Source organism: Alkalimonas sp. (genome assembly GCF_020831925.1).
Classification (GTDB): Bacteria; Pseudomonadota; Gammaproteobacteria; order Enterobacterales; family Alteromonadaceae; genus Alkalimonas.
Window position 1 is genome coordinate 36,740 of sequence record NZ_JAFIFQ010000001.1, and the last position, 20,700, is coordinate 57,439.

At 51.7% G+C, this 20,700-nt stretch carries 18 protein-coding genes; 8 read left to right on the forward strand and 10 right to left on the reverse strand.

Features of this window, described 5'->3' with window-relative positions; translation table 11 throughout:
• Nucleotides 1-152 precede the first annotated feature (152 nt).
• Nucleotides 153-953 (forward strand): NF038132 family protein, encoded by an 801-nt coding sequence (locus tag JJU14_RS00175; protein ID WP_228610335.1) that lies wholly within the window; start codon nucleotides 153-155, stop codon nucleotides 951-953.
• Nucleotides 954-997: 44 nt separating this feature from the next.
• On the opposite strand, the gene rrtA is transcribed toward JJU14_RS00175, so the two are convergent.
• The gene (gene rrtA / locus JJU14_RS00180) at nucleotides 998-1,594 is read right to left on the reverse strand and encodes a rhombosortase (RefSeq protein ID WP_228610337.1); all 597 of its coding nucleotides are present in this window, start codon (nucleotides 1,592-1,594) and stop codon (nucleotides 998-1,000) included.
• A 109-nt stretch (nucleotides 1,595-1,703) separates the two neighbouring features.
• Here rrtA and ggt point away from each other — a divergent pair, with 109 nt between their 5' ends.
• Nucleotides 1,704-3,443: a gamma-glutamyltransferase gene (ggt, locus tag JJU14_RS00185; RefSeq protein ID WP_228610339.1), complete on the forward strand. Its 1,740-nt coding sequence runs from the start codon at nucleotides 1,704-1,706 to the stop codon at nucleotides 3,441-3,443.
• 14 nt (nucleotides 3,444-3,457) lie between these two features.
• Nucleotides 3,458-4,201: an enoyl-CoA hydratase gene (locus tag JJU14_RS00190; protein WP_228610341.1), complete on the forward strand. Its 744-nt coding sequence runs from the start codon at nucleotides 3,458-3,460 to the stop codon at nucleotides 4,199-4,201.
• 28 nt (nucleotides 4,202-4,229) lie between these two features.
• Here JJU14_RS00190 and JJU14_RS00195 read toward each other — a convergent pair whose 3' ends face one another.
• Together JJU14_RS00195 and cysK are read right to left on the reverse strand one after the other, a co-directional pair.
• Entirely contained in the window at nucleotides 4,230-4,679 is a 450-nt protein-coding gene (locus JJU14_RS00195) for a hypothetical protein (RefSeq protein ID WP_228610343.1), read from the reverse strand.
• A gap of 125 nt (nucleotides 4,680-4,804) precedes the next feature.
• Nucleotides 4,805-5,773 carry a cysteine synthase A gene (cysK, locus tag JJU14_RS00200; RefSeq protein ID WP_091340962.1) on the reverse strand — a complete coding sequence of 323 codons (969 nt, stop codon included), beginning with the start codon at nucleotides 5,771-5,773 and terminating at the stop codon, nucleotides 4,805-4,807.
• Nucleotides 5,774-5,962: 189 nt separating this feature from the next.
• On the opposite strand from cysK, the gene JJU14_RS00205 reads away from it, so the two are divergent.
• The 3 genes from JJU14_RS00205 (at nucleotide 5,963) to JJU14_RS00215 (ending at nucleotide 9,260) form a co-directional block, all read left to right on the forward strand.
• Entirely contained in the window at nucleotides 5,963-6,802 is an 840-nt protein-coding gene (locus JJU14_RS00205; protein WP_228610345.1) for a MoxR family ATPase, read from the forward strand.
• A complete protein-coding gene (locus JJU14_RS00210; protein WP_228610347.1) occupies nucleotides 6,802-7,974 on the forward strand; it encodes a VWA domain-containing protein in 1,173 nt (390 codons plus the stop codon). Before JJU14_RS00205 ends, JJU14_RS00210 begins: the two co-directional genes overlap by 1 nt.
• 152 nt (nucleotides 7,975-8,126) lie before the next feature.
• Entirely contained in the window at nucleotides 8,127-9,260 is a 1,134-nt protein-coding gene (locus tag JJU14_RS00215) for a beta-ketoacyl-ACP synthase III (protein WP_228610349.1), read from the forward strand.
• On the opposite strand, the gene JJU14_RS00220 is transcribed toward JJU14_RS00215, so the two are convergent.
• The gene (locus JJU14_RS00220; protein WP_228610351.1) at nucleotides 9,209-11,263 is read right to left on the reverse strand and encodes an ATP-binding protein; all 2,055 of its coding nucleotides are present in this window, start codon (nucleotides 11,261-11,263) and stop codon (nucleotides 9,209-9,211) included. The genes JJU14_RS00215 and JJU14_RS00220 overlap by 52 nt on opposite strands.
• Nucleotides 11,264-11,520: 257 nt before the next feature.
• Between JJU14_RS00220 and JJU14_RS00225 the strand changes: the two genes are divergently transcribed.
• A complete protein-coding gene (locus tag JJU14_RS00225; RefSeq protein ID WP_228610353.1) occupies nucleotides 11,521-12,723 on the forward strand; it encodes an efflux RND transporter periplasmic adaptor subunit in 1,203 nt (400 codons plus the stop codon).
• 3 nt (nucleotides 12,724-12,726) lie between these two features.
• A complete protein-coding gene (locus JJU14_RS00230; protein ID WP_228610355.1) occupies nucleotides 12,727-15,897 on the forward strand; it encodes an efflux RND transporter permease subunit in 3,171 nt (1,056 codons plus the stop codon).
• A 59-nt stretch (nucleotides 15,898-15,956) separates the two neighbouring features.
• Here the strand turns inward: JJU14_RS00230 and JJU14_RS00235 are convergent, their stop codons facing one another.
• The 6 genes from JJU14_RS00235 to JJU14_RS00260 all read right to left on the reverse strand — a co-directional run bounded on the left by JJU14_RS00235 (nucleotide 15,957) and on the right by JJU14_RS00260 (nucleotide 20,680).
• Nucleotides 15,957-17,333, reverse strand: a complete 1,377-nt coding sequence (locus JJU14_RS00235; RefSeq protein WP_228610604.1) for an L-serine ammonia-lyase — start codon at nucleotides 17,331-17,333, stop codon at nucleotides 15,957-15,959.
• Nucleotides 17,334-17,549: 216 nt separating this feature from the next.
• Entirely contained in the window at nucleotides 17,550-18,770 is a 1,221-nt protein-coding gene (locus JJU14_RS00240) for a dipeptidase (protein ID WP_228610358.1), read from the reverse strand.
• A gap of 112 nt (nucleotides 18,771-18,882) precedes the next feature.
• Complete coding sequence (locus tag JJU14_RS00245; protein ID WP_228610360.1) at nucleotides 18,883-19,359, reverse strand: YqhA family protein; 477 nt, start codon at nucleotides 19,357-19,359, stop codon at nucleotides 18,883-18,885.
• A 129-nt stretch (nucleotides 19,360-19,488) separates the two neighbouring features.
• Nucleotides 19,489-20,067, reverse strand: coding sequence for a CoA pyrophosphatase (locus tag JJU14_RS00250; protein ID WP_228610362.1), 579 nt, complete (start codon nucleotides 20,065-20,067; stop codon nucleotides 19,489-19,491).
• Nucleotides 20,068-20,123: 56 nt separating this feature from the next.
• On the reverse strand, nucleotides 20,124-20,399 hold the full coding sequence (locus tag JJU14_RS00255; protein WP_228610606.1) for a type II toxin-antitoxin system RelE/ParE family toxin: 276 nt from the start codon (nucleotides 20,397-20,399) through the stop codon (nucleotides 20,124-20,126).
• Nucleotides 20,399-20,680: a CopG family ribbon-helix-helix protein gene (locus JJU14_RS00260; RefSeq protein ID WP_228610364.1), complete on the reverse strand. Its 282-nt coding sequence runs from the start codon at nucleotides 20,678-20,680 to the stop codon at nucleotides 20,399-20,401. Before JJU14_RS00260 ends, JJU14_RS00255 begins: the two co-directional genes overlap by 1 nt.
• Nucleotides 20,681-20,700: the final 20 nt, after the last annotated feature.

The following is a 20,700-nucleotide window of genomic DNA, read 5'->3' on the forward strand; positions in this document are numbered from 1 at the left end:
CAGCTCAGGCTGGTTTTTTTTGTCAGGAAAATTAACAGTAAGCGGATAAAAATATGATAAATTTATTTAACTAATTGATTTTAATATTTTTTATTTTATGGCACGCTCTTTGCTTAATGAGGCTGACAATTTAGATATGATAAGGACATGTCATGTTAACAAGAAAAGTAAAAACAATGATGTATAGCAGCGCTTTACTAGGCGCATTAGCATTTAGCACAACGGCCAGTGCTTCACTGTTTGATGCTGGCGTGCCGGCTAACTGGAATTGTGTCGGTGCTTGCGACGCTATGGGGGCTGATGGTGATGTCACTTTAGCGCCAACCGGTTCTGCGCAATATGGGTATGTGACTACGAGCAATGGCGTAACTGGAGTGGGCCTTCCGGGGTTAACTTCAGGCGCTACTACGGGTTCTACTCTGACTTCGGCTCTGTTTTCAGCGCAGGCAGGTGATGAACTGAACTTCTTCTTTAATTACATTTCATCCGATGGTGCTGGTTTTGCTGACTACGCCTGGGCTCGTTTGTTGGATGAGTTAAACAACGAAGTAGCGATTTTATTCACCGCCCGTACCACGCCAAGTGGCAGTATCGTGCCAGGTTTTGATATGCCTGATCCAACGGCCACATTAAATCCGGATGAAGTATTGATGAATCCAGGAGCACCTTCTTGGTCTGCTTTGGGTGCTAGTTCCAATACTTGCTATGCAAATGGCTGTGGTTACACAGGCTGGATCAGTTCAAGCTATAACATAGCGGCTACCGGTAACTATTTTCTAGAGTTTGGCGTGGTGAACTGGTCTGATACAGCGTTTCAATCTGGTATGGCCTTTGATGGCATCACTGTTGGTGGAACGCCTATTGGTGAACCGTCGCCAGTACCTGCACCAGCTACCCTTGGCTTGTTAGGCCTGGGCTTGCTGGGTGCCCGTTTGGCTCGCCGTAAAAAGTAAGTCTATCGATTGCAGTGAGCGAGGGCAGGCAGCAGTGTCTGCCCTTATTTTTTGTGCAGGTACCACCAGAGTGGAAATAACATTGCACCGGCTATTGCTCCAGCAAGGTGTGCATCTACCGCCACCTGAGCGGCTATTAATTCGGCTAACCCGTTATCCGGGCCACGGATTTGTTCATAAGCAACTTTAGCAAGCACCAGCGCAAGCAACAGCCAGCCCGTGCTGTCTTTGTGCCGGATATCCGCCAGTGCGCCCAGCAGCACCATAGCATGCAAAGCGCCCGACAAACCCACCATCCGATCCAGCTGAGGCATGGTCAGCAACAGCAGCAGATTGGTCAGGCTTCCGGCCAGCAATAGCCATAGCAAATAGCGATTGGTGTTGAAATGTCGTTGATGCAGCAGCCAAAGCACGCTAAGCCCTGCAAGGTTCAGTAACAGGTGCCAGTGATTGGTATGCAGCAGGTTGGCTGTCAATAAACGCCACCATTCACCACTCAATACAGCTGTCGGTTGATAATTCAGCCGGTTGACCCAGCTATCCGGCAGCCATAGCAGCAGTGTCAGACCGAGAAGCAAAGTTCCGGCCGTGAGCCATGCCTGCCATGGAGGATGCTGGTTGTATCGTAGTGATCGTTTCATCTGGCTAGTCTAGCCAGAGTCTTTTGTTCTGTCATGAAGAATCTGGATTGATCTTTGGCGCGCTTCTGGGTAGGGTAAAGTTCGGTACAAGTTGCAGTAGCAGGTGCTTATGAAGTTTCTTCTTCCATCGCTTTATCTTTTGTGCAGTTCACAGTTGGCACTGGCAGCCGTGCCGGTGCAGGCCGATCGTGAGCCTGAAGCGGCAACGGGTTACTACCAGCAGCAACTGGTTCATGCTGAACGCTTTATGGTGTCCGCAGCGCATCCGCTTGCTTCGCAAGCCGGGATACGTGTTCTGGAGCAAGGCGGCAGTGCCATGGATGCGGCGATTGCAGTGCAGTTGGTGCTGGGGCTGGTGGAGGCGCAAAGCTCAGGCATTGGTGGTGGCGCCTTTATCCTACACTGGGATCAGGCAAAGCAGCAGATGACGACTTTTGATGGCCGCGAAACAGCACCCAAAGCAGCCAATGAGCAGCTATTTATGCAAGGGGACAGTGCCATGCCTTGGCGAGAAGCCTATGTAGGGGGGAAGTCTGTTGGAGTGCCCGGTCTTTTTGCGGCCATGCATCAGGCCCATCAGCGCTATGGCAAGCTTGCCTGGGCGCAGTTGTTTGACGATGCGATCAGGCTGGCCAGTGAGGGCTTCCCGGTGTCTGATCGCATGGCCCGGCAGTTGGACGTCGGCTGGAATCAGGGTATTCAGCACAGCCCGGAAGCGAGCAGTTATTTTTATCCGGATGGTAAGCCGCTGCAAGCGGGCGCTGTGATTACCAATCAGGCTTATGCCGACATTTTACACCAGGTTGCTGAGCAGGGGCCGGTTGCCTTTTATCAGGGGGAAAATGCTGCTGCTATGGTCAAGACGGTGCAGCAAGCCAGAGTCAACGCCGGCTCTTTGGCCTTAACCGACTTAGCAACCTATCAGGCGGTGGAACGCGACCCGGTCTGTGGCAGTTATCGCAGTTACACCATCTGTGGCATGCCGCCGCCAAGCTCAGGTGGTATCGCTGTGGTGCAAATTCTTGGTTTACTGGAACGCTTTGAGCTGAATCAGTTAGCTCCAGACAGTGTGGATGCCATTCACTTATTTGGCATGGCATCACAACTGGCTTTTGCCGATCGCGATCATTATGTCGCCGACAGTGACTTTGTTGAGGTGCCAACCCAGCAATTGATCGATCCTGCTTACCTGGCGGCACGCAGTGCATTGATGCGAACCGATAAAGCTCTGGCTGAAGTAAGCCCGGGTCAGCCAGCTGAAGAGCTGGTCCGGTTAAGCAGCCCGAGCCCGGAGCTTAGCAACACCACCCACTTTTCCATCGTCGATGCCGATGGTAATGCGGTAAGCATGACTTCCAGTATAGAAAATGTGTTTGGTTCCGGCTTGATGGTGAATGGCTACTTGCTGAATAACCAGTTGACCGATTTTTCATTGTCGCCCGAACTGAATGGTCACCTGGTAGCAAATCGGGTGCAAGGCGGTAAACGACCTCGTTCATCGATGTCACCTGTGATGGTGTTTGATGGGGATGGCAAGCTGCGCATTGTGTTGGGATCTCCTGGCGGCAGTCGCATTATTAACTATGTAGCCCAGACGCTGGTTGCGTTGATAGACTGGCAGCTGGACATTCAGGCCGCCATTAACTTACCCCGGGTAACGCACCGTAACGACTTTCTTGCACTGGAAAAAGGCACTGCCATTGCACAGCATCAATCGGTTTTAGAGAAAATGGGCCATCAAGTGCGGGTGATCGATTTAAACAGTGGTTTGCATGGTATTGTCTTGCTTGATACAGGCTTGCAGGGTGGGGCTGATCCGCGCCGTGAAGGCCAGGTCCTTGGACATTAATAAAAGGAACAATCATGAGTGGTGTGCAGCAGCAACTGCAAGAAGGCGTTCTTAGCTTAACTTTGCAGCGTCCGGACAAAAAGAATGCACTGAACCAACAGATGTACCAGCAACTGGCCGATGCGTTGAAGCAAGCAGCACAGGATGAGCAGGTCAAAGTGGTGCTGCTGCAAGGGCAGGATGATTGTTTTACCGCTGGCAATGACCTGCAGGATTTCATTGATGGTGGTGAATTGAATCAGCAACATCCGACGGTACGGTTCCTCTATCAGTTGGCTGAATTTCCGAAGCCCATTGTGGCTGCTGTGGCGGGCCTGGCCATTGGGATTGGCACCACCGCTTTGCTGCATTGTGAACTGGTGTATGCCACCGCGGATACCCGCTTTCAGTTGCCTTTCACGAAGCTGGGGCTCTGCCCGGAGGCGGCATCCAGCTTGTTATTACCGCAGTTAATTGGTTATCACCGTGCCTGCGAATACCTGCTGTTGGCAGAGCCATTCGATGGGGTTACTGCTGAGCGGATGGGGTTGGTCAATCGTTTGCTACCACAGGATGAGCTGTTGGCCTTCGCCGGGCAAAAAGCCCGTCAGTTGGCGGCGATGCCAACTCAGGCCATCCAAAGCAGCAAGCGTTTACTCAAAGCAACTCAGCAGGAAGCCTTGCATTATACCTTGCGCGAAGAGCTTAATGAGTTCCAGCAACTGCTGCAAAGCGAGGCCTGCCAGCAGGCTGTACAGCAATTTTTCCTAAAGAAATAACAACGACAGCTGAGCAAGGCTGCAGCGGTTAGCTGTGGCCCCGGCTAAAGGGATCGTTTTTTATTTCGGCAACCAGCCAGCGTCCCCGTACCCGAACCATCCGTACCACCCTCATTTCATTAACGATACGGCCGTCAAAAGGCCCGGTAAAAACCAGCATCACATCGGTTTCATTGCCGTATTGCTCGCGCAGGTTTTGGCCGGCCCGGTTCACATTGATGGTGACTTCATCGTACGACATATTAATTAAGGTGCGAGCAACCTGGCGTGGGGTACCGTAATGTGCGATCAGCTCGGCTAGTTCAGGCGTACTCAAACTTTTGGCAAGTTTCAGATCGTTTTTGTTGTAAATGGCATCAAAAAACTCAGCCGCGGCGTGTTCAGGCGCATGGAAAGTTCCCGACAAGGCTTCATTTGGATCAGAGCAAGCACTCAACAAAAGTAACAGCAATGGAGCAAGCAGTAAGCGTATCAGCATCGTTGGTAAGACTTTTAAAAAGCATTCAGACCCCAAGTTTGGGCTTTGAAATTCATTCTGTAAAGTCAAACGGGTAACAAAAAAGGTCGCCGCGGCGACCTTTTGGATAAAGAACAGTGGTGTCCTTATGCCTGCAGCTCTTGCTCGGTAAAGACATCGGCAAACAGCGGGCTTGACAGATAACGCTCTGCGGAGCTTGGTAAAATCACCACGATGTTTTTATCGGCAAATTCAGGCAGTTCTGCCAGGCGCTTGGCTGCCACCACCGCTGCTCCGGACGAAATCCCAGCCAGAATGCCTTCTTCTTTCATCAAGCGGTGCGCCATAGCAATGGCCTCATCGTTGCTGACCAGCTCTACCCGATCGATCATTTCCAGGTCCAGGTTGCCAGGGATAAAGCCAGCGCCGATGCCCTGAATCTTATGTGGGCCAGGCTTCAGCTCTTCACCGGCACGTTGCTGACTGATAACCGGGGAGTCGGTTGGCTCTACCGCAACGCTAATCAGTGGGTGCTTTTTCTCCAACTTAATAAAGCGGCTCACCCCGGTGATGGTTCCACCGGTGCCAACACCGGCAACAAACACATCAATCTTGCCATCGGTATCGTTCCAGATTTCCGGACCTGTGGTTTCAAAGTGAATTTGCGGGTTGGCTGGGTTGTCAAATTGCTGCAGCAACACGTATTTTTCCGGGTTCGAGGCCTGAATTTCTTTTGCCTTTTCAATGGCACCTTTCATGCCTTTAGGGCCTTCAGTCAGTACCAGGTTAGCGCCCAGCGCTTTTAAAAGCTTCCGGCGCTCCAGGCTCATGGTCGCAGGCATGGTCAGCGTCAGTTTGTAACCACGGCTGGCGGCAACAAAAGCAAGGGCAATGCCGGTGTTGCCTGAGGTTGGCTCAATCAGCTCTTTGCCCTCGGTCAGCAGACCTTTTTTCTCGGCATCCCAAATCATGGCAGCGCCAATACGGCATTTCACACTAAAGCTTGGGTTGCGCGCTTCAATTTTGGCGAACACCTTGCCACCAGTTACGCGATTCAGTTTGATCAGTGGGGTACGGCCAATCGACAATGTATTGTCATCAAAAATGTTTGCCATTACGCAGACTCCAGTTTCCTAGCAGAATTTGAGCTAAATTAACGCCTGGACGGCCAAAAGCAAAGAAGCGTTTTGCTATAAGTTATTCCCTGTTTACGTGCAATCCCTGGTAGTGATTCGAACAGACACACTGGCACGACCAGCGTCAACACGGTAAAGTAGGCATAAGCAATCAAAGCAGGACAGATCATGTCGTTTCAAAGTACCGAACACTATATCGTTTCCGATGAACTGGCCTTGGCAGTCAATGCGGCCGTCACCCTGGAAAAACCTTTGCTGATAAAGGGCGAACCCGGCACGGGTAAAACCCGGTTGGCGGAAGAGTTGGCCGCAGCCCTTGGCGCTGAGCTTATCAGCTGGCCGATTAAATCCACCACCAAGGCCCAGCATGGCCTGTACGAGTACGATGCTGTTTCACGGCTACGTGACAGCCAGCTCGGTAGCGACAAGGTGCACGATATCAGCAACTATATTCGGCCCGGCAAGTTGTGGCAGGCCTTTACCGCAGAGCAGCGGCCGGTATTGTTGATTGATGAAATCGACAAAGCCGATATTGAGTTTCCCAATGACCTCTTGTACGAGCTGGATCGGATGGCGTTTTATGTGCATGAGACCGGTGAGGAGGTAGCTGCTAAACAAAGACCCATCGTAATCATTACCTCGAATAACGAGAAAGAACTGCCGGATGCATTTTTGCGGCGTTGTTTTTTCCACTACATTCGCTTTCCGGATGCCGCCCTGCTGACCGAGATTGTCGGTGTGCATTTCCCAAACATTCAACAGCAGCTGCTGAGTACGGCTCTGGAAGTTTTCTTTGAACTGCGTGAGCTGCCCAACCTGAAAAAGAAACCGTCCACCTCGGAGTTGTTGGATTGGTTAAAGTTGCTGTTGGCAGAAGATATTCCGGCCGAAGTACTGCAAGACAAACAGCAAAAAGGTGGCTTAATGCCGATGTTCGGCGCCTTGCTGAAAAATGAGCAGGATGTGGCCCTGGTAGAGAAGCTGGCCTTTATGGCCCGACGCCGCTGATGCTGATCCAGTTCTTTCAAACCCTGCGCAAGCACGGCCTGGCGGTGAGTCTTACGGAGCTACTGGATCTGCTGGCTGCATTGCAAAAGCAGGTAGTTTTTGCTGATACCGAAGCCTTTTATTATTTGGCCCGGCTGGTATTGGTGAAAGATGAGCGCAACTACGACAAGTTTGACCGGGCCTTTGCTGAGTATTTCGAAGGCGTTGCTGCCGTGGATATCGCCAGTCGGATCCCTGATGACTGGTTGAAACCCGATGTGATCCGCCAGCTTACCGATGCGCAAAAACAAGCCCTGAAAGGGTTAGGCAGTCTGGATGAGCTGCTGAAGCAATTTAAAGAGCGTCTTGCAGAGCAGCAAAAACGACACGCTGGCGGCAACAAGTGGATAGGTACCGGCGGTACCTCACCTTTTGGTGCCTATGGTTTTAATCCAGAGGGGATCCGCCTTGGTCAGGAAGGCTCGGGGGCCCGACGGGCCGTGAAAGTTTGGGACAAACGTGAGTTTCGTGATCTGGATGGGGATGCCGAGCTCAATAATCGCTCCATGAAGCTGGCGCTTAGGCAGTTACGCCGTTTTGCCCGAAGTGGTGCCAGTCAGGAGCTGGATTTACCAGAGACCATTCGCGCTACCTCACAGCAGGGCGGCTGGCTCGACTTGCAATGGCAGCCCGAGCGACACAATGCCATCAAGGTGCTGTTATTTTTTGATGTAGGTGGCTCAATGGATGATTACATTCAGGAGTGCGAGCAACTGTTTTCCGCTGCCCGGGCCGAGTTTAAACAGCTGGAGTTTTTTTATTTCCACAATTGCGTGTACGAAGGTGTCTGGAGACACAATCAACGCCGGCGTGAGCAACAAACCAAGGTGCTGGATCTAATCCATACCTATGGTTCTGATTACAAAATGATCTTTGTCGGCGATGCCACCATGGGACCTTATGAAATTGCCTGGCCGGGTGGTAGTGTCGAGCATTACAACGAAGAGGCTGGTGAAGTCTGGTTAAAGCGCTTGCTGGCACAGTATCCGAAAGCCGTGTGGCTGAATCCGCAACCCGAGGCCTGGTGGCCGCACTATCAGTCGATTGGCCAGATCCAACAGATTATGGCCAAGCGCATGTATCCACTGACACTGGATGGTTTACAGCAAGCCATGCGCACTTTACTTAATTAGTGCTATGAGCTGCCTTTTCTGGCGATTCCGTTTGATGGCAGCACGAGCATGAATGAACACAAGATTTGTCGTGTCAGCTTTTGCTGACAGCGCTATAATCGGTATATAACGAGCAGATCTGACTGCACAGATCGACCAGACAAGGTTAGGCTATGAAAAAAGTTGTGATTAGTGGCTCAGGTGTTTTTACACCAGCCGATAGTATTTCCAACGAAGAGCTGGTTGCCAGCTTTAACCAGTATGTGGATAACTTTAATCAGCAGTATGCTGCTGAAATTGAGCGCGGTGAGTTGGAAGCTCTGGGGCACTCCAGCTGCGAGTTTATCGAAAAAGCTTCCGGTATTAAGTCACGCCATGTGCTTTATAAAGAAGGTATATTGGATCCGGCTGTGATGCACCCGGTATTTCCTCGCCGTGGTGAAGATCAGGTACCGGAAATGGTGGAAATGGCATTGAACGCAGCCAAAGAAGCCATGGCCGAGGCCGGTAAAACTGCCAGCGATATTGATTTGATCATCTGCGCAGCCTCCAATATGCAGCGGCCTTATCCTGCTTTGTCGGTCGAGCTGCAGCAGCAGCTGGGCGCAGCTGGTTATGCTTTTGATATGAATGTAGCCTGTTCATCCGCTACCTTTGCCATCAGCAATGCCGTTAATGCCATTCGCGGTGGCACCGCCAAAGTGGTGCTGGTGGTGAACCCGGAATTTGCCTCTCCACAGGTCAATTACCGCAGCCGTGATAGTCACTTTATTTTTGGTGATGTTTGTACGGCCACCATTATTGAAGCCGAAGACACTTGTCGCTCACCATTGGCGTTTCGGATACTGGGCATGCGGCTAAAAACCGAGTTTTCCAACAACATCCGCTGTGATATAGGCTACACCGAGCATTGTTTTGCGACGCCAGAGCCAGAAATCGCTTTCTTCCGCCAGCAGGGCCGTAAAGTCTTTAAAGAGCTACTGCCACTGGTCGCCGATGTGATTGCTACTGAAATGGCAGCACAGCAAGTGACGCCGGCTCAGTTAAAGCGCCTATGGCTGCATCAGGCCAATATCAATATGAATATCTTTGCCGCTAAAAAAATTCTTGGCAGGGATCCGTTGCCCGAAGAAGCGCCCTTGGTATTGGATCGCTATGCCAACACAGCATCCGCTGGCTCCATCATTGCCTTTCACCAGCATAAGGCAGGCTTGCAAACGGGCGATAAAGCTATTCTGTGCTCCTTTGGGGCTGGTTACTCCATTGGTTGCCTGGTGCTGGAGCAACTGCCTGCTTCTGGCGCATAACACAGTATTGAACTCGGGAAGTGCAGCACTAACTCAAAACCAGTCTGGGTGGCAGTGAGCTCAACACTGCCGCCAAAAGCGTGAGTCATTAGGTTATACACCAGGTTTAAGCCAAGTCCTGTTTGCCCTTTGCCTCGTGCTGTTGTGTAAAAAGGTTCAAATACATGCTCGCGTTCTTTCGCGGCAATACCACAGCCATTATCGATATAACGTAACAGCAACTGTGTTGGCTGCTGTTCTGCTTCCAAGCGGATTTGTGGTGTTTCAACCTGAGTCAGACCATGTTGTAGGGAGTTTTGAAATAACTCCAGCAGCATCATTTGCAGTTGTTGGCTACTGCAATGCAACAGTATAGCTGTGCCTTTTTCTATAACTTCCACCATGTGCAGCTGCTCACTGAGTAATGTGCGGACACTGGCAATCAAAGCCGACAGATTGACTTCGGATTGCTGTTCTTGTGTTATAGCTAACTTTTTAATATTAACCACCAAGTTGGAGCTGCGCTGCACTGTCTGCTGACAAAGCGTCAGAGTTTCAGCTGACTTTTCACAGAAGGACACAAACTTTTGCTGGGTTAACTGTTTACTCTGAGCAGAAGCAGCGAATGAAGCAAGTTGCTCATCCAGCATGGAGATGGCGGTGGTCAGGATCCCAAGAGGGGTATTCATTTCGTGCGCAAGGCCCGTCACCAAAGACCCAAGTGAAGCCATCTTCTCAGACTCAATCAGTTGTTGCTGTGTTTGCTGCAATTGTTGCAGCGACTGACGCAACTGCCGGCTTAATTGTTCAGCCTGAATCCGCTTTTTCTGTTGTTGCCAAAAGAAAAAGATCAGCAGCAAACTCATCGCACTGAGTGAGCTAATGATGGTGATATTTTGTTTGTGCTGATGGTTAGATTTCAGTTCTGTCACCAATAACTGATTCTCAAGCTCAGTGATGGCTTGTTGTTGCTGTTGGAACTGCAACTGATCGCGCAGCCCGAGCACCTGACGGCGCGATTGTTCATTCAAGCTTTGACTGTACAACTGGCTGTATTGCCGCATGGCTTGCAAGGCCGCTTCATACCGTCGTTGCTGCTGATACAGCTGGCTTTGCAACAGAGTCGCCTGCAGTTCAATCTCGGGCAGAGTATGCACTGATAATCGTTGCCAGACTTTCGCCAGCTTTTGTTCTGCTTCAGAGGATTGCTGCCGAAGTAACGCTAGCTCGGCCTGTATCAGATAGAGCTGGCTGATGGAGTAAGGATCATTGCGTTGCAGGTAGTAGGTAAGAGCCTTGCTGGTATAGTCAGCAGCGGCATCGTATTGTTGCAGTGCCAGGTGACTGCTTGCCAGAGTGCGCTGCACAAAGGCAATATCATCTTGCTGAAAATAATCCAGTTGCAAAGACTCATTCAAGTGAGTTATCGCTGTTTCATACTGCTGCATCGCTACGAGTATGGAGGATTGATTGTTCCGGATAATCGCTTTTGTGAAAGCAGGTAAGTCATGGAGTTCTGCAAGTTGCTCTGCCTGTTGCAGCAGCGAACTGGCTTCCTCATACAAACCAATGCCCCGAACTAGCAGGGCGCTGTTGATAGTAATTGAAGCAATGCGATTGTAATCCTGATGCTGCTGTGCAAGGTGATAAGCGTGCTGCAAATAATGCTGCGCTACCCCAAACTCACTGCGACGAAAAGCAAACATACCTAGCAACTCATAGCTACGAATATGCCACTGTGTGTGCTCTGCTGGTACCTGCACCAGCCATTCACGGATCAGAGCTTCGCCCTGATCGATATTGGATAAAATCAGCAATTGATAGCCTAATGCATTGGTTAGATGATACCGCCGCTCCCAGTCTGAGGCTGCTGTTTGTTTAAGCAACGCCTGGGTATGAAGGTAAGCCGACTGTGGATGGAGCCGGCTTTGCTGCATCAATTCGCCGTACCAATCCTGCTCAGACGCCAGCAAAAAGGTCGCTATAGGAAAGCACAGCAAGAACATGACCATATTTCTGAGCATGGCAGGAGAGGCCCTAAATTGCCCGAGCAACTGATTGCTTTGTAACAAAGTATGTCTGCTGCCGTAGGTTTTCTCCAGTTGCGAGCGATGCTAAACCTAAGTTGGCTTATTAAAGCTATGAAATTAAAGATTTTTATTTATTACTAATTTATACGATGCGGCGGCTTTCCATTTAGGCTGTAACATTTAGCACATCCAATCCGGCTTATTTTTCGTTACTATAGAAACTACTGATAAAACAAGCTGTAGAGTGTTTGATGGCAAAGCAAAAACTAAAAATTATCTTGCCGGTTCTGATCCTGTTAGTGGCCATGGCCTTAATGCTGGTACTGATGAAAGGGCGTCAGCCAGCGGAGCAGCGAGAAGACTTACCTGTTGGGGTTCTGGTTGATACCATTACGGCCCAACCAGAAACGCTGATCTACCGGATTGGCTCCCAGGGCACGGTCCGGCCGAAACTAATGACCAGCCTGGTCTCTGAAGTGAATGGTCGCATTATTGAGGTTTCTCCCAACTTTGTTGAGGGGGGCTTTTTCGCTGCCGGTGAAGTGCTGGTAACGGTAGAACAAGATGACTACCTCACCGCCGTGAAAGCGGCCGAAGCCAACCTGGCCCGTGCTACAGCAGCACTGCAGGAAGAGCTGGCCCGGGTCCGCGTTGCCGAAGAAGAGTGGGCATCTTTTACCGAAGGGGATGCGCCTGAGCTGGGTTTGCGTCGACCGCAACTGGCGCGTGAGTTGGCTAATGTTCGCTCTGCAGAAGCCGATTTGGAGCGGGCAGCCCGGGATCTAAGCCGGACTGAAATTCGAGCTCCTTATGCCGGTTTGCTGCAAAGCAGAGCGGTGAATCTGGGGCAGTTTATCAGCCGTGGCACTGTGCTGGGCAGTATTTTTGGTACCGATCTGGCTGAGGTTCGGTTACCGCTCAGTGATAATGATTTGGCTTTTATGCATCTGCCCTCTGGTGAGCAACCACAGTTTCCGGCCGTTGAATTGAGCGCTTTGGTTGCCGGCCAGCAACAACAATGGCAAGGCAAGCTGGTGCGCACGGAAGGCGTGCTGGACGAGCGTAGCCGGGTGATTTATGCCGTAGTGCAGGTAGATGATCCCTATCGCCTGCAGACCGATGGCCAGCAGCCTCTGCGTTTTGGCCGCTTTGTTCATGCCAGTATTGATGGCATATCTTCTGAGCAAGTGATCCCGGTGCCTCGCAACTTGCTACGACCAGGCAATCAAATTTTGCTGGTAAACAGCGACAAGCAGCTGGAATTTCGTACGGTTCAGGTACAGCGTACCGATGAGCGTTATGCCTATGTTGTCGCTGGGCTTAACGCTGGCGATCATTTGGCTGTATCTGCGTTACCCAATCCTTTAGCAGGCATGCAGGTCCGCCTTGGCAGAGTGAATGGTGAATGGCTGGAAAGTCCGGCTGCAGCTGGCAGTGACATGGCGGGAGACTAAGGCATGGATACACATAAAGGCATAATTGCCTGGTTTGCCCGTAACAGCGTTGCTGCCAATTTACTAATGGTGGTGCTGATTATTGCCGGCGCCGCCTCTTTGATGACCATCAAGAAACAGATTTTCCCGGAAATTGCGCTGGATGAAGTGACCATTCGGGTGCCTTACCTTGGTGCTGCGCCGCAGGAAGTAGAAAGCGCGGTGATCGATAAAATTGAAGAGCGACTGCGCTCGATCAATGGCATCAAGCGCATCCGCTCTACCGCAGTGGAAGGGTTAGGTACTGTACGTGCTGAGATTTCGTCAAGTTACAACATCATGGAAGTGATGGACGAAATCAAAACCCAGGTGGCGGCTATTGCTACCTTCCCAGAGCAGGCTGAGCGTCCTGTGGTCTATCGACAGCGGTTTCAGAGCAATGTGATTTGGTTGTCGCTCTATGGCAATGCTGATGAGCGCAGCATGAAAGAGCTGGCCAAGCAGATTCGCGATGACTTGAAAAAGCGCTACAGCATCAGTCAGGTGGAGGTGGTTGGTGCCCGCGATTATGAAATTTCCATTGAGTTATCCGAAGCGGTGCTACGAGAGTATCAACTGACCTTCGATCAGGTAGTACAGGCAATTCGCGGCAGCTCGGTCGATATTCCGGGCGGCTCTATCCGTTCTGACTCGGGCAATATATTGCTGCGTACCAAGGGCCAGGCTTACCGGGGCCATGAGTTTGCCGACATTATTCTGCTGCGTTTTAATGATGGCACCCGTTTACGTTTAGGCGATATTGCCAGTATCAACGATGGTTTTATTGAGCGCGATGGCGAAGCCACCTTTGATGGCATGCCTTCAATATCCATTCGGGTCGATGCAGTTGGTGACGATAACAGCCTGCAAATTTCAGAGAATGTGAAACGCTACGTGGAAGAACAGCGTGAGATCTTGCCGGCCGGTATTTACCTTGATCACTGGGGTGACAGCAGTTACTACCTGCAGGGCCGCATTGAGCTGATGACCAGCAATTTGCTGTATGGCGTCTTGTTGGTGCTGCTGGCCTTGACCTTGTTCCTGGAGTTTCGCATTGCGTTTTGGGTCATGGTGGGGATCCCTGTTTGCTTCCTCGGGGCCCTGGCGCTGATGCCATTGCCGATGTTTGGTGTTTCCATCAACATGATCAGCTTGTTTGGCTTTATTCTGGTGCTTGGTATTGTGGTGGATGATGCCATTATCATTGGCGAAAGCGCTTTTAGTGAAATCGAGAAAAAAGGCAAGTCGATGGATTCGGTGATTGCCGGTGCCAAGAAAGTGGCCATGCCAGCTACTTTTGGCGTTCTGACTACCATCGCCGCATTTCTCCCCATGCTGATGGTGGGTGGCTCCATGGGGCCGATTTGGGAGTCCATTGCCTGGGTTGTGATCCTGTGTCTGGCTTTTTCTATCGTCGAGTCCAAGCTGATTCTGCCTACCCACATTGCCCATATCGATATGAAGCCTTGGGACCCAAACCGACGCGGCTTGTTCTATGCCAGTGGGCGTGGGGCCAGTAACTTTTTACGCGGCATCCGTGAGTGGGTGGCCGGCAAACTCCAGCATTTGATCCATCAGCACTACCGGCCTTTTATTCGACGCTGCATTGAGTTCCGCTACCTGACGCTGGTTAGCTTTTTCTCGCTGATGCTGTTGATGATCGGCTTGCTTGGTGGAGGCTTTGTCCGTTGGGTATTCTTTCCCGATATACCAAGCGACTTTATTCAGGCCAGTATTTTGATGGAAGAGGGCTCATCCAGTCAGCAAACCCAACAAGCGCTGGATGAAATGGAAGCCGCTTTAATGCGCGCCAATGAGCGGCTGAAATCTGAATACAATGCCGATGTGATTCAACACCGCTTGGTATTTTTAAACAGCGATACCCGGGGGCAGATGGTACTGGAGCTGGAAAAAAGCGAAGGCCGTGAAATTGATGGCTTTGAAATTGCCCGTATCTGGCGTGAAGAAATGCCAGAGATTGCTGGTTTGCGCTCATTTAACATCAATGCCTCGACCGGCGCTGGTGGTGGTGGCTCCGACATTGCACTGCAAATTCGCGGCGATAATCTGGCTATGCTGGAAGCTGCAGCCGAAGAGTTGAAACGTGCGCTGGAACAATACGAAGGCGTGTACGATATCCAGGATAACTTAAGTGGCGGCAATGATGAGGTGGTGCTGACACTAAAACCCGAAGCGGATTTACTGGGGCTGACGCTGGCCGATGTGGCACGCCAGGTGCGCTATGGTTTTTACGGTGCTGAAGCGCAGCGGGTGCAGCGTGATGGCGAAGAAGTCAAAGTCATGGTGCGCTACCCGAAAGAGGAGCGTAACTCACTGGGTAATCTGGAGCAGATGCGGATCCGCACGGCCGACGGTGGCGAGGTGCCCTTTAGCATGGTAGCCAGTTACCAGCTGCAGCCGGCTTTTAATGCCATCAATCGGGTCAATGGCGAACGGGCGGTCACTATTACTGCAGCTGCCGATAAAGATCGCATCGAGCCCGGCCGGGTGGTGCGTGAGGTGCGTCAGGGCATAATGAAAGAATTGCCACAACGTTACCCTGGGGTAACCACAGCACTGGAAGGCAGCTCACAGGATGAAATGGATGCGCAGCGCGATATGCTAAAGGCAGCCGTGCTGGCGCTGTTTCTGATTTATGCCTTAATGGCCATTCCACTAAAATCCTACAGCCAGCCGCTGATAATAATGAGTGTGATTCCCTTTGGTCTGATTGGTGCTGTGGTCGGCCATATGGTCCTGGGGCTTAGCATGAGCATTATGTCGGTGTTTGGTTTGATTGCCCTGGCCGGGGTGGTGGTGAACGACAGTCTGATTATGGTGGACTTTGTCAATAAAGCCAGAGCTGCAGGGCACAGCATTCGCCAGGCGGTGGAAGAGGCCGGTACTATGCGTTTTCGTGCCATCGTACTGACCTCGATGACCACCTTCCTTGGCTTAACGCCGATTGTGTTGGAGCGCAGCCTGCAAGCGCAAATTGTGGTGCCGATGGCGGTGTCGCTGGCCTTTGGTATTTTGTTTGCTACCGTGATCACCCTGATCCTGATCCCAGCGCTTTATGTCATCCTGGAAGACGTGAAGAACTTATTTCGTAGCAAAGAACAAAAAATAGACACCCGGTTGGGTGAACTTAACTAACTACAGCAAGTACAAAAAAGCCCCTGACTTCAGGGGCTTTTGCGCTAGGTCGTGTTGGCCTAACACTCAATAATATTCACAGCCAAACCACCGCGTGAAGTTTCCTTGTACTTGGTCTGCATATCCTTGCCGGTGTCCCACATGGTTTTAATCACCTTATCCAGAGAAACCTTGTGATCGCCACTGCCGCGCAGCGCCAACCGTGAGGCATTGATGGCTTTTACCGAGCCCATAGCATTGCGTTCAATGCAGGGAACCTGAACCAGGCCACCGACTGGATCGCAGGTGAGTCCCAGGTTATGCTCCATACCAATTTCAGCCGCATTTTCCACATGACTGACGGTACCCCCCAGGATCTCGGTTAAGGCTCCAGCGGCCATTGAGCAGGCGACACCCACTTCGCCCTGACAACCGACTTCGGCACCCGAGATAGAGGCATTCTTTTTGTACAAAATGCCAATGGCGGCGGCACAAAGCAGATAGCGCATGGCGATTTCCGGCGTGACCGGCTGAATGAACTTGTCGTAGTACATCAATACTGCCGGGATGATGCCGGCCGCGCCATTGGTTGGGGCAGTCACCACCCGGCCACCAGCGGCATTCTCTTCGTTGACTGCCAGAGCAAATAAATTCACCCAGTCTATCACCTGCAAAGGATCCGAACTTTTTTCGACACTCAGGCGACGATACAGCGAAGGAGCCCGTCGTCTAACTTTTAATCCACCGGGCAAGATACCTTCGGTACGGATGCCACGCTCGACGCAATCCCGCATGGTCTGCCAGATATGAAACAGTTCATCTTTGATTTGCTCTGGTTTACGCAGGACTTTCTCATTTTCCAGCATCAGGCTGGAAATCGATAAGCCATGCTCTTTGCAAAGCGCCAGCAGTTCAGCGGCGCTTTCAAATGGGAAGGGCGGTGGGTTATCGGCGGCAAACTGGCTGGCGGCTTCTTTTTCTTTGGCAAAATCTTCGGCTTTGACAATAAAGCCACCGCCGATGGAAAAATACACTTCACGCAGCAGTTCGTTGTCACCATCCCAGGCTACTAACTCCATGCCATTGGAATGCTCTTTTAAGGTTTTGCGCCGATGAAAGGTAATGGCACCTTCTCGCGGGAATTTCACGGGCTGCTGTTTTGCCAGCAGCAGGCTCTGCTCGGTATGGACCTGATGCAGCAGTTCTGGGATTAGATCTGGATCGATGTTTTCCGGCAGATAGCCGCTCAGCCCCAGGATCACCGCTTTGCCGGTACCGTGGCCAATGCCGGTTTGCCCAAGCGAGCCATAGAGCTCGACCTTAATACGATTGACGGATTCAAGTTTACCTCGTTGTTTCAGCTGTTCGGTAAACTGGTGGGCTGCCCGCATTGGCCCGACAGTATGTGAGCTGGAGGGGCCTATGCCGATGCTGAACATATCAAATGCGCTGATAATCATAAGTTAAATAAACTGATTAAACCAAGATAGATGGATTGTATACCAAAGCAGGGCAGGCTGTAAGTGCGGTAGTAACTGGTCAGGTCTGGTTACAGCTACGGCCCTTGTGAGTGCTGTATCTGAATATTTACATGAAATTTTCTAAGGGAAAATACTGCCGTGCTGCCCCATCGGGCGATGACTGGCACGGCAGTTCCTACGATACGGACCCGGTTAGTACTTAGCGGCTGCTTCCACGGCCCGCATTACACGCAGCACATTATCAGACCACAGCGCACGTATTTCGTCTTCACTATAACCACGGCGCATCAGCTCCCAGGTCACATTGATGGTTTCGGTGGCGTCATCCCAGCCTTCCACACCGCCGCCGCCATCAAAATCCGAGACAATGCCAACATGCTCGATGCCAATACGATTCACGGCATAATCAATGTGATCGATGAACTGCGCTAAGGTCACATCCTGATAGGTACGACGCAGCTTGTCCAGGCCGTCCATATAGGCTTTCACCTCGGCATCGGTAGCACCACCCCAACCAGCCGACAGATACTGCTGACGCAATTCATCCTGGCCGCGTTGAATGCGAGGATCGACCGTGGCAACATAACTGCGAAACGCCACCATCTGGGCGACACCGCCATTGGCTTTAATCGCATCCAACTGTTCATCATCCAGGTTACGCAGGTTTGGATGCACACCGGAAACACCAGAGTGCGAGGCAATCACCGGGGCGCGCGATAGAGCCATGGCTTCCAGCGAACTGCGCTTACCAACATGCGAAATATCCACCATAATGCCGTAATCATTCAGTTTCTTAACCAGTTGCCGGCCCAAATCGGTTAAACCCTGATCGGGTTTATCGCCCTGATCCAAGCGTGGGTTGGAGCTGCCACCAAACTGGTTATTGCCCATATGGGTTAGGCCAACATAGCGCACCCCGCGCTCGGCCCACAGTGGGATTTCCTCCACACTGGTCCCCAGCGGGTAGGCGTTTTCCATGCCAATCAGCGCTACCAGCTTGCCTTGTGCATGCAGGGCTTCTACTTCATCGGCGGTACGGGCCAAGCCAATTTGATCGCGGTACGCCCGGGTCATGCGTTTAATGGCCTGGTAGCTTTCTTCAGCGCGCTGGCGGGCAGTGGCATAGCCTTGCTCGGTCATCGAGCCCTGGCCGACATAAACAATGAAAAAGGCCGCATCCAGGCCACCGGCACGCATTTTGGGCAAATCGACCTGAGCGCGCGTCATCACGCCTGGATCCAGCTGATAAGTGGCGTATCCACGGCCGATATCAACATGGGTATCCAAAGTCAGTACCCGGGAGTGCAGCTCCCAGGCCTCACGTTCGCTGACATCGCGCGGCTGGCGCTCGGCCAGGGCTGAGCCCATCAGCAGCAATGAACTGGCTGCTAAGGCGCTGAAGAGTTTCGACATAGAATGCTCCTGTTCCTGAGGTTTTTTAGTATAAGTGCGCCCACAGGATAACGGCCCTGAGCCTAAAGCGCTATCCTCTTTATCCTCAGAAACAGGGCATTAACAGCATGCGTTAATGGTTCATCAAGCGGGCGGCTATCATGGAGGCAAGCACTACAAAGCCGATAGCAAGGCCAAAGTAAAGCGTTTCCAGCGTGGCGCCCACTTCCACCGCTTGCTCCAGAAACAAAATCACCAGAATCACCGACGCTACCTGCATCAGGGTGATTTTTAAGTCATGAAAACTTTTGATATCCAGCGCTTTTAACAGGCCTTTATCCCGCTCAACTGTCCTGGTAAGAAACAACCGGTACAAAGCAGAAGCAATGATCTGAAAGGTCAGGGCGATTAACAGGGTATCCAGTACCTTGAGTAACTTCACGGCCAGGCGTTTGCCTTCATCTGCTTTTACCGGAATCGCCAATACGGTATCGACAATGATGCCATAGACAATGGAGACGCTGGCGGCATAGAGCAGGCAAGCCGAGGCTGCGCAGACGATAATGGTCAGAATCACCAGAATGCGACTACTTTGCAGTAATTTTTCCATGCTATTTCCTCAGGTAAAGGATGGATAAGCTGCCAGATTTGAACGTGCCAACACAACTTGGTTCCTTGTACAGTTCGATCATTGCTTTGGTTTGCCAGGCTCAGTGTAAGCGGACCTGGCATTGTCAGCTTAAGGTTTGCCAAGCTGCAGCTTTAACCGATGCAAAATGGCGGCAGTGGCCCCCCAAATCAGTTGCTGGCGCCAATGCAAAAAATACACCGGATACTGCCGGCCCTGATACTGCCAGTTCCATTGCTGCCAGCGATCTTCTTGCCATAGCTCTGCTAATGGGGCATGAAAGATATCGGCCACTTCATCCAGCTGCAATTGCCAGCGGGGTGGGGTATGCACCAGCCCCAGCCAGGGCTCTATGACAAAGCCGGTGCTGGTAGCTTGCGGCGGCATCTGGCCCACAATGGTCACATCGTAAGGCGATAACCCCACTTCTTCTTCGGCTTCACGCAGCGCCGCCATTTTGCTGCTTTCACCGCTTTCAATACGGCCACCGGGGAAACTGATTTGGCCGGGGTGATGCTTTAAATGCTCGGCACGCTTAGTCAGCACCAGCTCCAACCCCTGAGGACCTTGCAAAAAAGGCAGCAGCACCGCAGCGCGTTGTGCTCCGCTCTGGTTTTGCAAGGTTCGCGCCGCCGGTGCTGGCAACTGGGTGTTAAAGCGGGCTAGCAGCCAGTCGGGTGAGTAGATCATGGGCTGATTTTGTAGAAGCTGGCTGTTGTGGCGACTTGCATGGTCAGCAACATCATTTAGCGATGCTCCCTAGTATGCCATAGCCTGAGTAGGTAAATGGTTGCATCCTGGATTTCGTAGCGAACCTCGTACTCTGCCACAAAAATTCGCCTGATTTCGCGAGGCTCGAACTGAAAAAGCTGCTCGCCAAGGCGGGGGTTGGTTCGTAAACAAGTGGGAGCTTCAGTCAATGACTGAACTGCTCGTGCCGCAGCAAGCGGATTGGTTTGCGCCAGAAAGTCATACAGCCGCACCACATCAGACAGCGCCTTACTGGTCCACTTCAGCTCCATCATCGGGGCAGAGGTAAAGGTTGCTCAGTAGCAAGGCTTTCAGCCCAGGCTTGCACAGCCTGATGGTCAATCACCCGGCCAGCATCTACATCTGTCAGTGCCTCGCGTGTCAGACGATCATGCTCTTCTTCCTGAGCGACCCAGGCTGCCAACGCTTGTTTGATGATCCAACCGCGCGAACGCTCCAGCCGGTTTGCCAGTTGATCGACTTTCTCGGCCAGCGATAAGGGCACATGCGCAGTCAGCACCTTGGTTTCTGATGGTGAGCTATTGCTTTTCATAAGTCAGGCCCCTGCCGATT